This window comes from Pantoea sp. X-Soil-YNGN-785, assembly GCF_059730585.1.
In genome coordinates, this window is the sequence record NZ_AP035942.1 from 2,876,639 (window position 1) to 2,889,327 (window position 12,689).

Genomic DNA, 12,689 nt, shown 5'->3' on the forward strand with positions numbered 1-12,689 from the left:
TCGCGCTATTGAATAATTTACCGGAATTTAGCAATGGGCTTTCTAAAACTCGATCCGATGATGGTTAAACTGATCATCACCGTGCTGCTGGCCTCTTTCCTGCCAGCAAAAGGGATCTACGTTGATATCTTCAGTTACCTCGCGACGGCAGCGATAGCGCTGCTGTTCTTTATGCACGGTGCCAAACTTTCGCGTGAAAAGATCATCGCAGGCAGCAGTCACTGGCAGTTGCATCTGTGGATCATGTTCAGCACCTTTGTGCTGTTTCCGGCGCTGGGTCTGCTGCTGGTCTGGTGGCATCCGGTTGATGTCGGCCCGGAAATTTATACCGGCTTTATCTACCTTTGTATCCTGCCGGCTACCGTCCAGTCTGCTATCGCCTTTACCTCAATGGCGGGCGGGAATGTCGCGGCAGCGGTGTGCAGCGCCTCGGCATCGAGCCTGCTGGGTGTGTTTATTTCACCGTTGCTGGTGAATCTGGTTATGGATATCCACAGCAGCGCGCCGAGTGATGGTCTGGAGCAAATCGGTAAGATTATGCTGCAACTGATGGTGCCTTTCATTCTGGGTCACCTCTCACGTCGCTGGATCGGTGGCTGGATTGAGAAACACCGTAGCCTGATTGGCAAAACTGACCAGACTTCGATTCTGCTGGTAGTCTATTCCGCCTTCAGTGAAGCCGTGGTGAACGGCATCTGGCATCGCGTTGGATTAATGACGCTGGTGTGGATTGTGGCCGGTTCCATTATTCTGCTGACCGCCGTGCTGCTCATCAATCTGCTGGCTTCGCGTCTGTTCCGCTTTAAGCGCGCCGATGAAATCGTGGTGTTGTTTTGTGGCTCGAAGAAGAGTCTGGCGAATGGCGTGCCGATGGCGAATATTCTGTTCCCGGCCAGTACGGTGGGGATTATTGTGCTGCCGCTGATGATTTTCCATCAGGTACAACTGATGGTCTGCTCGTTTATCGCCGGACGCTACAAGAAGACCAATGAGAAACAGCAGGCTCTGCAGGTGAAAGATTCAGTGATGGAGTCTCAGAAGTAAAACCGTTGCCCGCCTGTGCGGGCACGATTATGTGCGGGTCTGGAGCGGCTTAACTAATCCCTCCAGGCCCTCTGTTTTTATGGTCAGGGTCAGTTGCATAAGATCACCAAGCTGACCAGACGGAAAGTCGCCACTGCGGGCAAACCAGAGCAGATAAGGCTCAGGCAGATCGATCAGCATCCGCCCTTTGTATTTGCCAAACGGCATAGGCGTATTGGCTATCGCCACCAGCTGATGCTCATCCATTTCAGGCACCCAGCAGGCGGATCATTTCCGCTTCATCAATCACTTCAATGCCCAGCTCCTGTGCTTTCGCCAGCTTTGAACCGGCCGCTTCACCGGCAATCAGCAGATCGGTTTTCTTCGATACGCTGCCGCTGACTTTTGCCCCCAGCGCGATAAGCTGCGCTTTGGCATCATCGCGGTTCATCTGCGACAGCGAACCGGTCAGCACCACCGTTTTACCGGCAAATGGACTGTCGATCTCTTCGGCTTTCACCACGACCACCTGCGGCCAGTGAATGCCGATGTCGTCTGTCAGCTGACGGATAACCTCACGGTTGCTCTCCTCCTCCATGAAGTTGCGCACGTGTGCGGCAACGACTTTGCCGACATCCGGCACGGCAATCAGTGCCTCAAGATCGGCATCCATCACCTTTTGTAATTCACCAAAATGGTTAGCCAGATTGGCGGCAGTAGCCTCACCCACTTCGCGAATGCCCAGCGCATAGAGGAAACGCGCCAGCGTGGTCGACTTCGCTTTCTCCAGCGCCTCGACGATATTCTGCGCCGATTTAGGCCCCATGCGATCCAGCCCGGTCAGCTTGCCGGCCGTGAGACGGAACAGATCGGCAGGCGTATTGACGTACTCTTTTTCCACCAGCTGATCGATAATCTTATCGCCCATACCGTCCACATCCAGCGCCCGACGCGAGACAAAGTGCTTCAGTGCCTCTTTACGTTGCGCACCGCAGATCAGACCGCCAGTGCAGCGCGTGACTGACTCGCCTTCGACCCGCTCCACCTCGGAACCACAGACCGGGCAATGGGCAGGAAAGACTACTTCACGCGTCTCTTCAGGGCGTTCAGCGATCACTACGTTGACCACCTGCGGGATCACATCACCGGCACGGCGAATCACCACACGGTCGCCAATGCGTAATCCCAGCCGCTCGATTTCATCCGCATTATGCAGCGTGGCATTGCTGACGATGACGCCTGCCACCTGCACCGGCTCAAGACGAGCCACCGGCGTGATAGCGCCCGTGCGGCCAACCTGGAATTCGACGTCACGTACCCAGGTCAGCTGTTCCTGTGCCGGGAATTTGAAGGCAATCGCCCAGCGCGGTGCGCGCGCCACAAAGCCCAGTTGCTCCTGTAATGCCTGTGAATCGACCTTGATCACCACGCCATCAATATCAAAACCCAGGTTCGGACGCTGTTGCTCAATATCCCGATAGAAAGCCAGGGCTTCTTCGGCGTTGTGAACCAGCTTAATGCGGTCGCTGACCGGCAGGCCCCAGGCTTTAAACTGTTGCAGGCGCCCCATGTGACTGTGCGGCATCTCCCCGCCTTCCAGCAGGCCGAAACCGTAGCAGAAGAAGGTCAGCGGACGTTTAGCGGTAATGCGCGGATCAAGCTGACGCAGAGAGCCTGCCGCTGCGTTGCGCGGGTTAGCAAAAACTTTGCCGTCAGTGCGTCGCGCTTCCTCATTCAGCTTTTCGAAGCCGCGCTGCGTCATAAATATTTCACCGCGGACTTCCAGCCGGGCCGGGATATTGTCGCCTTTTAGCCGCAGCGGAATCGCGCGAATGGTACGAACGTTGGCGGTAATGTTCTCGCCGGTAGTACCGTCACCGCGCGTCGCGGCCCGGACCAGCAGGCCATTTTCATACATCAGGCTGACTGCAGCCCCATCGAGCTTGAGTTCACAGCAGTAGGTAATGTCGTCACTGCTTTTCAGCCGATCCTGCACGCGCTTGTTGAAAGCCATGAACGTGGCTTCATCAAAGGCGTTGTCCAGCGACAGCATCGGGACTTCGTGGCGGACCTGCTCAAATACCGTTAGCGGCGCAGCACCTACGCGTTGCGTCGGCGAGTCCGGGGTAATGAGATCGGGGTGTTCCTCTTCCAGCTGACGCAGTTCACGCATCAGACGATCGTATTCGGCATCCGGCACTTCCGGCGCATCCATGACGTGATAGAGATATTCGTGATGGCGCAACGTGGTGCGCAGTTCGGTGATGTGATCCTGGACGGATTTCATATAGCCCCATCAGATAAAAAACCCCCGACAGGCGGGGGTTTATTTTAACAATTCAGATAGCGGTCAGCGCAGGTCTCAGACGCCAACCACATCGCGGATACGCGCTTTGTAGGTTTCCAGCTTCTGCGGCGTCATCATGCGACGCTCATCATCCAGCACGACACCGCCAACGTCATCAGCGATACGCTGTGCCGACTGCAGCATCAGCTTGAAGTTCTGATTCGCGTCACCATAAGAAGGCACCATCATAAAGATAGAGATGCCTGGCGTGCTGAAATCGGTCATCAGGTCCGGGTTGAACGAGCCTGGCTTAACCATGTTAGCCAGACTGAACAGGACCGGACCGCTGCCTGCAGGACTGAGATGACGATGGAAAATATTCATTTCACCAAACTGGAAGCCCGCCTGCAGAATCCCCTGCAACAATGCCTCACCGTTCAGCTCACCGCCCGAATGGGCGGCAACATGCAGCACCAGTACCGCTTCTTTCGGTTTTTCCGCTGGCGCTTTCGCTGCAGGCTGTGAAGGCGCGGGAGCCGGCGTTACTTCAGGCTGTGGCTCAGGTTCTGCCTGGTACTGCGGAGCGGGCTGGACAGATTCCAGCGGATCGAGATCCAGCAGCGGGTCAGCCTGAACGGGCGGCGCAACAAATGTCGGTGCAGGCTGCTGACGAACCGGTTCTGGGCGCGGCTGCGGAGCAGGCTTCGGCGCCGTGTTGAAAAGCGGATCGCTTTCTGGTTCAGGTTGCGGTGCGGGTCGTGGCGCAGGCTGACGCACAGGCTCAGCAGGCGCTTGCTTACGCGGCGCTTCTGGCTGTGGCTCACGAATCTCATCGAAACGCGGTTCCTGGTGTGTGCTTCGATCGGAACGAACGCGAACCTCGCCGACGCCGTCATCTTCGTCGTCAATCAGGTCCTGCTCATCATGTTCTTCACGTTGTTTCAGACGTTTGTGCGGGCGATCGCGGAACACTGACGAACGCTCTTTACGGCTGGTCCACAGCCCGTGAAGAAGGAGCGCTATAATGGCGATCGCGCCAACAACGATTAATATCAGACGCAAATCCTGCATCATTGTATTCTCTGTTGTTCCAATACCTTGCCACCGCGGCAAACTTTATCCTCTAACTGTATTTGCCCTGCTACACAAGTGCAAGTCTGTGCACTATTTTCTGACAAATAAGATAGGCAACCCACGCTTTTTCGCTGTTTTTTTACCCAAACGGCACCTGGCCTGGAGAAAAAGCCAGGTTATAGTGGGCGCGCCTCAACACTTTCAGGAGAAATGGCTTTATGGCCCGTGAGAATTCGGTCTCAGATTTTAACGGCACGCACTACTTTAGCCAGGGCTGGAAACTGGTCCGTCTGCCTGGTATTCGCCGCTTTGTGGTGATGCCGCTGCTGATTAACATTATTATGCTCGGTGGCGCATTCATCTGGCTGTTCTATCGTCTCGGTGACTGGATCCCGCGCCTGATGGCCCATATTCCCGACTGGCTGCAGTGGCTGAGCTATCTGTTATGGCCGCTGTCGGTGATAGCGATTGTGCTGGTGTTCAGCTACTTCTTCTCGACGCTGGCAAACCTTATTGCCGCTCCTTTCTGCGGCCTGCTGGCCGAACAGCTGGAAGGCCGTCTGACCGGCAAGCCCCTGCCTGACAGCGGCTGGGCAGGAATGATCAAAGATGTGCCGCGCATCATGAAGCGCGAGTTGCAGAAGCTGGGCTATTATCTGCCCCGTGCGCTGGGACTGCTGCTGCTCTACTTTATTCCTGGCTTTGGTCAGACGGTTGCGCCCGTTCTGTGGTTCCTGTTCAGTGCCTGGATGTTATCCATTCAGTATTGCGACTATCCGTTCGACAACCATAAAGTGCCGTTTCAGCAGATGCGGAACGCCCTGCGTCGCCACAAAACCGCGAATATGCAGTTCGGCGCACTCACCAGCCTGTTCACTATGATTCCGATCCTGAACCTCGTGATTATGCCGGTTGCCGTTTGCGGTGCCACCGCCATGTGGGTCGATCGCTACCGGCCGCAGCTGGCACGCAATGAGGTGCGCTAGACTCATCAGCGCGCCTTATGCTCTTTTTCGCAGGGCTTATTGCCGGGGGGCATATAGATATACGATTTCTTTCCTTCCGCCCCCAGGCAGAACAGGTATGCTCATAGGGTTCCCAATAATTCATACAGTTAAGGGCAGGCTATGAGTAAGATCTATGAAGACAACTCTTTGACAATTGGTCATACGCCGCTGGTTCGACTGAACCGCATCGGTAACGGCCGCATTCTTGCGAAAGTTGAATCCCGTAACCCGAGTTTCAGCATTAAATGCCGTATCGGTGCCAATATGATTTGGGACGCAGAGAAACGCGGTATTCTGAAACCCGGCATTGAGCTGGTGGAACCGACCAGCGGTAACACCGGTATTGCGCTGGCCTACGTGGCTGCTGCGCGTGGTTACAAACTCACGCTGACCATGCCGGAAACCATGTCGGTGGAACGTCGTAAGCTGCTGAAGGCGCTGGGCGCGAAGCTGGTTCTGACCGAAGGTGCTAAAGGCATGAAGGGTGCCATTGGCAAAGCGGAAGAGATTGTCGCTAGCGACCCGGACAAATATGTGCTGCTGCAGCAGTTCAGCAACCCGGCTAACCCGGAAATCCACGAAAAGACCACCGGCCCGGAAATCTGGGAAGACACCGATGGCGAAGTGGATGTCTTTATTGCCGGTGTCGGCACCGGCGGTACGCTGACCGGCGTGAGTCGCTACATCAAAAACACCAAAGGCAAAAAAGAACTGATTACTGTCGCGGTTGAGCCGACCGATTCACCGGTGATTGCGCAGGCGCTGGCAGGTGAAGAGATTAAACCCGGCCCGCACAAAATTCAGGGTATTGGTGCCGGCTTTATTCCGGGTAACCTTGAGCTGAACCTGGTTGACCGCGTAGTGGCCATTACCAATGAAGAAGCGATCAGTACGGCGCGCAGGCTGATGGAAGAAGAAGGTATCCTCGCCGGTATCTCTTCCGGTGCTGCCGTCGCCGCCGCGCTGAAGCTGCAGGAAGACGAAACCTTCGCAAATAAAAACATCGTGGTGATTCTGCCCTCCTCTGGCGAACGCTATCTGAGTACCGCGCTGTTCGCCGATCTCTTCACTGAGAAAGAGCTGCAGTAGCCGGAGCAGATAGTCTGAAAATGTCGAAAAAAGCACCCATTCGGGTGCTTTTTTGTGGTGCAGATCTCACTTTCGCCACCCGGCAGATTGATTTCAGTGATGCCGATCTGGTATTCAGACTGCCAATTATTTCGATGCCTGAAATTAATCCGCATTTGAAGTGGATCAAGCTGAATCGATTTACGGATTCAGTGAAACGGCGAATCACGGCATAATTAACCGGTGACGTGTAGAATCGGTTTTGAGACGCAACGGATTGTAGATTTGACGCATGCGCGTCTTTGGTCAGCATGAAGCTATACCCGCGCACCTACACAGGCTAAAGTGAAGGCTCCAGGCTAGACTTTAGATCCATAACACTCATCCTGATAACGTTGGGGAAATAGAATGTTCCAGCAAGAAGTTACCATTACTGCACCAAACGGTCTGCATACTCGCCCAGCTGCGCAATTCGTTAAAGAAGCCAAAGCTTTCCAGTCAGAAATCACCGTGACCTCTAACGGCAAATCAGCGAGCGCGAAAAGCCTGTTCAAACTGCAGACGCTGGGTTTAACCCAGGGAACGGTTGTGACCCTTTCCGCGGAAGGTGAAGACGAGCAGAAAGCAGTTGAGCATCTGGTCAAACTGATGGCTGAACTGGAGTAACCTCCGCTCAGCTCTCCAGCCAATAGACTCCTCTGCGCCATTGAGTGCAAACATCTTGATCGCGGACAACCTGTCCGCGTTATTGCTTTCGTAGAGTACGTGTCCCGCGACAATGGCACCGCAAAGAGTCCCATCAGCCATCGTGATTAAAAGGTAGCGTTATGATTTCAGGCATTTTAGCATCACCAGGTATCGCTTTCGGCAAAGCACTGCTGCTGAAAGAAGACGAGATCGTCATCAACCGCAAGAAAATTTCTGATGACCAGGTTGAGCAGGAAGTTCAGCGCTTCCTCGATGGCCGCAGCAAAGCGGCATTACAACTGGAAGCGATTCGCGTCAAAGCGGGTGAAACCCTCGGTGAAGAGAAAGCAGCCATCTTCGAAGGCCACATCATGTTGCTGGAAGATGAAGAGCTGGAGCAGGAAATCATCGACCTGATCAAAAAAGATCACGCGACTGCCGATGCTGCTGCTTATTCGGTCATTGATGGCCAGGCGAAAGCACTGGAAGAGTTAGATGACGAATACCTGAAAGAGCGTGCGGCTGACGTGCGTGACATCGGTAAGCGTCTGCTGCAAAACATCCTCGGTCTGCACATCGTTGACCTGAGCGCGATTCCGGACGAATCCATTCTGGTGGCCAAAGATTTAACGCCGTCAGAAACCGCACAGCTGAACCTGAAAAAGGTGCTGGGCTTTATCACCGATCTGGGTGGCCGTACCTCACATACCTCAATCATGGCGCGCTCGCTGGAAATCCCGGCTATTGTCGGCACCGGCAATGTAACCGTCACGGTTAAAAACGGCGATTTCCTGATCCTGGATGGCGTTAACAATGCGATTCACGTCAATCCTTCGGAAGCGATTCAGGAAGAGCTGAAAGCCGTACAGAACCAATATCTGTCGGAAAAACACGAATTAGCCAAGCTTAAAGATCTGCCAGCCGTGACGCTGGATGGCCATCAGGTTGAAGTCTGTGCCAACATCGGTACTGTGCGTGATATCGCCGGTGCTGAGCGTAACGGCGCGGAAGGCGTTGGCCTCTACCGTACCGAATTCCTGTTCATGGATCGCGACTCTCTGCCAAGTGAAGAAGAGCAGTTCCAGGCGTATAAAGCCGTTGCTGAAGCGATGGGTTCACAGGCCGTTATCGTGCGTACCATGGATATTGGCGGTGACAAAGATCTGCCTTACATGAACCTGCCGAAAGAAGAGAACCCGTTCCTCGGCTGGCGTGCTATCCGTATCGCGATGGACCGTAAAGAGATTCTGCATGCACAGCTGCGTGCCATCCTGCGCGCCTCCTCCTTCGGTAAACTGCGCATCATGTTCCCGATGATCATTTCGGTTGAAGAAGTACGCAGCCTGAAAGCGGAACTGGAACTGCTGAAAGCGCAGTTGCGTGAAGAAGGTAAAGCCTTTGATGAAAGCATCGAAGTCGGCATCATGGTAGAGACCCCGGCTTCAGCCGTCATTGCCCATCACCTGGCGAAGGAAGTCGACTTCTTCAGTATTGGGACAAACGATCTGACGCAGTATACTCTGGCGGTCGATCGTGGTAATGATTTGATCTCGCACCTGTACAACCCAATGACGCCGTCTGTGCTTAACTTAATCAAGCAAGTCATTGATGCATCTCACGCTGAAGGTAAATGGACCGGCATGTGTGGTGAGCTGGCAGGTGATGAACGTGCTACACTACTGTTACTGGGAATGGGGCTGGACGAGTTCAGCATGAGTGCCATTTCTATCCCTGGCATCAAGAAAATCATTCGTAATACTAATTTTGAAGATGCGAAGGCATTGGCAGAGCAGGCACTGGCTCAACCGACAGCGGAAGACTTAATGAGCCTGGTTAACAAGTTCATTAAGGAAAAAACGCTCTGCTAACCTGCATGATGCTGGCCCCAAATTACTGCTTAGGAGAAGATCATGGGTTTGTTTTCTAAACTTTTTGGCGAAAAAACGGATAGCGCTGGGACAATCGACATCGTAGCGCCTCTGTCAGGCGAAATCGTGAACATTGAAGACGTACCAGATGTGGTGTTTGCAGAAAAAATCGTGGGCGACGGTATTGCGATCAAACCCAGCGGCAACAAAATGGTTGCGCCTGTTGATGGCACTATCGGCAAGATTTTTGAAACCAATCACGCTTTTTCGATCGAATCAGACAACGGCATCGAGCTGTTCGTCCACTTCGGTATCGATACGGTTGAACTGAAAGGTGAAGGCTTCAAACGCATTGCTGAAGAAGGCCAGAAGGTCAAAAAAGGCGACGTGGTTATTGAGTTCGATCTGCCGTTGCTGGAAGAGAAAGCAAAATCAACCCTGACACCGGTTGTCATCTCCAACATGGATGAAATCAAGGAATTGATTAAGCTGTCTGGCCAGGTCACCGTCGGCGAAACGCCGGTAATTCGCATCAGGAAGTAAGCATTCGTATATAACATAACGGCACCTGCGGGTGCCGTTATCGTTTCTGCTGTATGAAGTTTTAACCCTGCCAGTGTGGCAGGCGCAGCGTCAGTTCAAGTCCGCCTTCTGGCCGGTTCCGCGCCTCAACTTCACCATGATGCGCCAGGATCACTTTACGCACGATAGCCAGTCCCAGACCATAACCTTTGCCCATCAGCGGCGAATTCACCCGCACAAACGGGTCGAAAATACTGGAGAGTTTCTCCTCATCGACACCCGGCCCCTGATCGCGCACCTGAATCGCCAGCCACTGCTGCTCTGCGCGTAAGTCGACCTCAATCCGCTGCCCAGGCAAAGAGAAGCGCAGCGCATTGCGTAAGACGTTCTCGACACCGCGCCGTATCAACTCCGCATTGCCGCGCACGGTGTAATCGCCCCGCTCGTCAACCTGTAACTCCACCTGCACACCAGGGATCTGTGCTTCATAGCGGACATCGGTGATGACCGCCTCCAGCAATCCGGTCAGGTCAAAATATTGCTCATCTGGGATGCTTTCATGTTCAGCCCGCGACAGCGTTAGCAGTTCACCTATCATTTTGTCCAGACGACGCGCCTCTTCATCAATGCGATCAAGCGAACTGTTTACGCTTTCTGGCGTCTGTCTGGCAAGTCCGGTCGCCAGCTGCAGTCGCGCCAGCGGTGAACGAAGCTCATGTGAGATATCGTGCAGCAGCTCTTCCCGGGCGCGCACCAGGGTATCAAGCCGCTCAACCATGGCATCAAACGCTTCTGCGACATTTGAAATCTCGTCGTGGCGCTTACGCATAATCGGGAACAGACGCACGCTTAGATCGCCCTCGGCGACGCGGGAAAATCCCTCCCGCAACTGACGCATGGGTTGCGTCAGATTCCAGGCCAGCAGCAGACTGAACAGCAACCCCACCGAACCGGCGAAGACAAACATCGGCTCGGGAATATTCAAAAATTTTCGCGGCATCATGTTCTGTTTGCTGTTCATGCGCATACCATCCAGGTCGTAGCGCAGCTGATATTCTTTGCCATCCGCACCCTGTACCCAGCGCACCACCTCTTCAGGAAGACGGCCCCTGAAATCCAGGTTGCCGCTGTTCTGGGATTGTGGCGATTTAGTCTGCTGCGTAACGTGAAAGAACTGACGGTCAGTTTCATCCCAGTCAGACAGCATCGCATTCAGCTCATCAGGCCCGCCCCGCTCCAGCACCGATGCAGCAGAGGTCATCTGCAGATCAATGATGCGACGGATAGCCATTATTTCAGGCGGTTCATGCCGTTTACCGGAAAGCGAAAAACCGAGCCAGATAAGCTGGCTCATGATGACAAAAACGACCCAGAAGCCGATAAAGATCTTCCAGAACATGCGACCGCGGTAACTCTGTTTCATCGAATGCGATAACCGATGCTGCGTACGGTTTCGATATTGATGCTATCAGCGGTTAACGCGCTAAGCTTCTGGCGAATGTTGCTAATGTGCACATCAACACTGCGATCGTAGGCTTCACGCGGACGACCCAGCCCCTTTTCAGAGAGTTCATCTTTTGACACGACCCTGTCCGGCGCGCGCAGCAGCAGATCCAGCAGATTAAATTCTGAAGCAGTCAGATCGAAGGTTTTGCCCTGCCATTCACTCATTCGGGTGGCAGGATTAAGCGTCAGGTCTCCCCAGCGCAGCGGCTCTTTAGCATCCGGCTGCGGTACCTGCTCCTCGAAACGGCGCAATACCGCGCGCAGGCGGGCGACCAGTTCACGGGGATAACAGGGTTTAGGCATATAGTCATCCGCCCCCATCTCCAGGCCGATCACGCGATCAATATTATCGCCTTTGGCAGTCAGCATGATCACCGGTATCCGGCTGTTCTGGCGCACCTGACGTAACACATCGATGCCACTCATGTCGGGCAGCATAATATCCAGAATCATGGCAGTGAACTCGCCGGAGAGCGCGCCCTGAATCCCGGCGCTGCCGGTCAGCACCAGCTGGGCATCAAATCCTTCGGCAATAAGGTACTGGCTTAACATCGTGCCTAATTCGACATCATCATCAACAAGCAAAATTTTCATGGTTATCTCTCGACAGAATTGGCGCTATTTTGTCCTGTGCCGGGCATTCGCGCAGCCTGATTTACGCGATCCTTACAGATTCAGTCTATCCGTTATGGGAGTGCTGGCTAAAAAAAAGACCTGTGGGCGTTAAAGGCGCGCACAGGTCTGGTTCCGTATTAGCAGAGATTACTGATGATAGAGTCCGGTCGAGAGATAACGATCGCCACGATCGCAGGCGATCGCCACCACGACGCTGCCCGGATTTGCCTGCGCAATACGCAGCGCACCCGCCACCGCGCCGCCCGAACTGACGCCACAGAAAATACCTTCACGGCGAGCCAGCGCCCGCATGGTCTCTTCCGCTTCTTTCTGCGTCATATCCATCACATCATCCACTAAGTCGGGGCGGTAGATCCCCGGCAGATAGGCCAGCGGCCAGCGACGAATGCCCGGAATACTGCTGCCTTCACTCGGCTGTAAACCGATCACCTGCACGCCCGTGTTGTGCTCTTTCAGGAAACGTCCCACGCCGGTGATCGTGCCGGTGGTGCCCATGCTGGAGATAAAATGGGTCATGCGCTGGTTCGACTGCTGCCACAACTCCGGCCCGGTGGTCTGATAGTGACCCAGCGGGTTATCGGGATTATTAAACTGATCCAGCACCCGGCCTTCACCACGCGCCGCCATCGCCAGTGCCAGATCGCGTGCGCCCTCCATGCCCTGCTCCCGCGGCACCAGAATCAGCTCTGCGCCATACGCACGCATCGCATCCTGCCGCTCCTGACTCATGTTGTCCGGCATCAGCAGGCGAAGTCGGTAGCCTTTCATCGCCGCGATCATCGCCAGCGCAATGCCGGTGTTGCCGCTGGTGGCTTCAATCAGCTGATCGCCGGGTGAAATTTCACCGCGCAACTCCGCCTGATTGATCATTGACCAGGCCGCGCGATCTTTTACCGAGCCTGCCGGATTATTGCCTTCCAGCTTGAGCCAGACCTCACTGCCGTTAGCTGGCGTCAGGCGCTGCAGCTTAATCAGCGGGGTATTGCCGATGGTATGTTCAAGAGTCGTCAC

13 protein-coding genes are annotated in these 12,689 nt (G+C 54.5%); 7 read left to right on the plus strand and 6 right to left on the minus strand.

From position 1 onward, the window contains the following. Positions 1–33: 33 nt before the first annotated feature. Complete coding sequence (locus AC6I8E_RS13315) at positions 34–1,044, plus strand: bile acid:sodium symporter family protein (protein ID WP_013358652.1); 1,011 nt, start codon at positions 34–36, stop codon at positions 1,042–1,044. A 27-nt stretch (positions 1,045–1,071) separates the two neighbouring features. On the opposite strand, the gene AC6I8E_RS13320 is transcribed toward AC6I8E_RS13315, so the two are convergent. The 3 genes from AC6I8E_RS13320 to zipA all read right to left on the minus strand — a co-directional run bounded on the left by AC6I8E_RS13320 (position 1,072) and on the right by zipA (position 4,384). Then, on the minus strand, positions 1,072–1,290 hold the full coding sequence (locus tag AC6I8E_RS13320) for a DUF3820 family protein (protein WP_041457009.1): 219 nt from the start codon (positions 1,288–1,290) through the stop codon (positions 1,072–1,074). A 1-nt stretch (position 1,291) separates the two neighbouring features. Next, positions 1,292–3,310: an NAD-dependent DNA ligase LigA gene (ligA, locus tag AC6I8E_RS13325; RefSeq protein ID WP_312215818.1), complete on the minus strand. Its 2,019-nt coding sequence runs from the start codon at positions 3,308–3,310 to the stop codon at positions 1,292–1,294. A 75-nt stretch (positions 3,311–3,385) separates the two neighbouring features. After that, the gene (gene zipA, locus AC6I8E_RS13330; protein WP_033783817.1) at positions 3,386–4,384 is read right to left on the minus strand and encodes a cell division protein ZipA; all 999 of its coding nucleotides are present in this window, start codon (positions 4,382–4,384) and stop codon (positions 3,386–3,388) included. 218 nt (positions 4,385–4,602) lie between these two features. On the opposite strand from zipA, the gene cysZ reads away from it, so the two are divergent. The 6 genes from cysZ (at position 4,603) to crr (ending at position 9,557) form a co-directional block, all read left to right on the plus strand. Then, on the plus strand, positions 4,603–5,370 hold the full coding sequence (gene cysZ / locus AC6I8E_RS13335; RefSeq protein WP_095706823.1) for a sulfate transporter CysZ: 768 nt from the start codon (positions 4,603–4,605) through the stop codon (positions 5,368–5,370). A gap of 141 nt (positions 5,371–5,511) precedes the next feature. Beyond that, a complete protein-coding gene (gene cysK / locus AC6I8E_RS13340; protein ID WP_013358657.1) occupies positions 5,512–6,480 on the plus strand; it encodes a cysteine synthase A in 969 nt (322 codons plus the stop codon). 20 nt (positions 6,481–6,500) lie between these two features. Next, positions 6,501–6,695 (plus strand): hypothetical protein, encoded by a 195-nt coding sequence (locus AC6I8E_RS13345; protein WP_013358658.1) that lies wholly within the window; start codon positions 6,501–6,503, stop codon positions 6,693–6,695. A 172-nt stretch (positions 6,696–6,867) separates the two neighbouring features. Next, positions 6,868–7,125, plus strand: a complete 258-nt coding sequence (gene ptsH / locus AC6I8E_RS13350; protein ID WP_003848868.1) for a phosphocarrier protein Hpr — start codon at positions 6,868–6,870, stop codon at positions 7,123–7,125. A 161-nt stretch (positions 7,126–7,286) separates the two neighbouring features. Continuing rightward, the gene (gene ptsI, locus AC6I8E_RS13355) at positions 7,287–9,014 is read left to right on the plus strand and encodes a phosphoenolpyruvate-protein phosphotransferase PtsI (RefSeq protein ID WP_013358659.1); all 1,728 of its coding nucleotides are present in this window, start codon (positions 7,287–7,289) and stop codon (positions 9,012–9,014) included. A gap of 42 nt (positions 9,015–9,056) precedes the next feature. Next, entirely contained in the window at positions 9,057–9,557 is a 501-nt protein-coding gene (crr, locus tag AC6I8E_RS13360; RefSeq protein WP_008926530.1) for a PTS glucose transporter subunit IIA, read from the plus strand. Positions 9,558–9,618: 61 nt separating this feature from the next. On the opposite strand, the gene AC6I8E_RS13365 is transcribed toward crr, so the two are convergent. From AC6I8E_RS13365 to cysM, 3 genes are all read right to left on the minus strand, one after another. Continuing rightward, the gene (locus AC6I8E_RS13365) at positions 9,619–10,959 is read right to left on the minus strand and encodes an ATP-binding protein (RefSeq protein WP_497824091.1); all 1,341 of its coding nucleotides are present in this window, start codon (positions 10,957–10,959) and stop codon (positions 9,619–9,621) included. Then, a complete protein-coding gene (locus tag AC6I8E_RS13370) occupies positions 10,956–11,636 on the minus strand; it encodes a response regulator transcription factor (protein ID WP_013358661.1) in 681 nt (226 codons plus the stop codon). The genes AC6I8E_RS13365 and AC6I8E_RS13370 overlap by 4 nt, the downstream gene beginning before the upstream one ends. Before the next feature lie 168 nt (positions 11,637–11,804). Then, positions 11,805–12,689 (minus strand): cysteine synthase CysM, encoded by an 885-nt coding sequence (gene cysM, locus AC6I8E_RS13375; RefSeq protein ID WP_033783827.1) that lies wholly within the window; start codon positions 12,687–12,689, stop codon positions 11,805–11,807.

Coding starts and splice junctions, on each gene's coding strand:
- AC6I8E_RS13315 (WP_013358652.1), top strand. CDS start 34: ATGGGCTTTCTAAAACTCGATCCGATGATGGTTAAACTGATCATCACC.
- AC6I8E_RS13320 (WP_041457009.1), bottom strand. CDS start 1,290: ATGGATGAGCATCAGCTGGTGGCGATAGCCAATACGCCTATGCCGTTT.
- ligA (WP_312215818.1), bottom strand. CDS start 3,310: ATGAAATCCGTCCAGGATCACATCACCGAACTGCGCACCACGTTGCGC.
- zipA (WP_033783817.1), bottom strand. CDS start 4,384: ATGATGCAGGATTTGCGTCTGATATTAATCGTTGTTGGCGCGATCGCC.
- cysZ (WP_095706823.1), top strand. CDS start 4,603: ATGGCCCGTGAGAATTCGGTCTCAGATTTTAACGGCACGCACTACTTT.
- cysK (WP_013358657.1), top strand. CDS start 5,512: ATGAGTAAGATCTATGAAGACAACTCTTTGACAATTGGTCATACGCCG.
- AC6I8E_RS13345 (WP_013358658.1), top strand. CDS start 6,501: ATGTCGAAAAAAGCACCCATTCGGGTGCTTTTTTGTGGTGCAGATCTC.
- ptsH (WP_003848868.1), top strand. CDS start 6,868: ATGTTCCAGCAAGAAGTTACCATTACTGCACCAAACGGTCTGCATACT.
- ptsI (WP_013358659.1), top strand. CDS start 7,287: ATGATTTCAGGCATTTTAGCATCACCAGGTATCGCTTTCGGCAAAGCA.
- crr (WP_008926530.1), top strand. CDS start 9,057: ATGGGTTTGTTTTCTAAACTTTTTGGCGAAAAAACGGATAGCGCTGGG.
- AC6I8E_RS13365 (WP_497824091.1), bottom strand. CDS start 10,959: ATGAAACAGAGTTACCGCGGTCGCATGTTCTGGAAGATCTTTATCGGC.
- AC6I8E_RS13370 (WP_013358661.1), bottom strand. CDS start 11,636: ATGAAAATTTTGCTTGTTGATGATGATGTCGAATTAGGCACGATGTTA.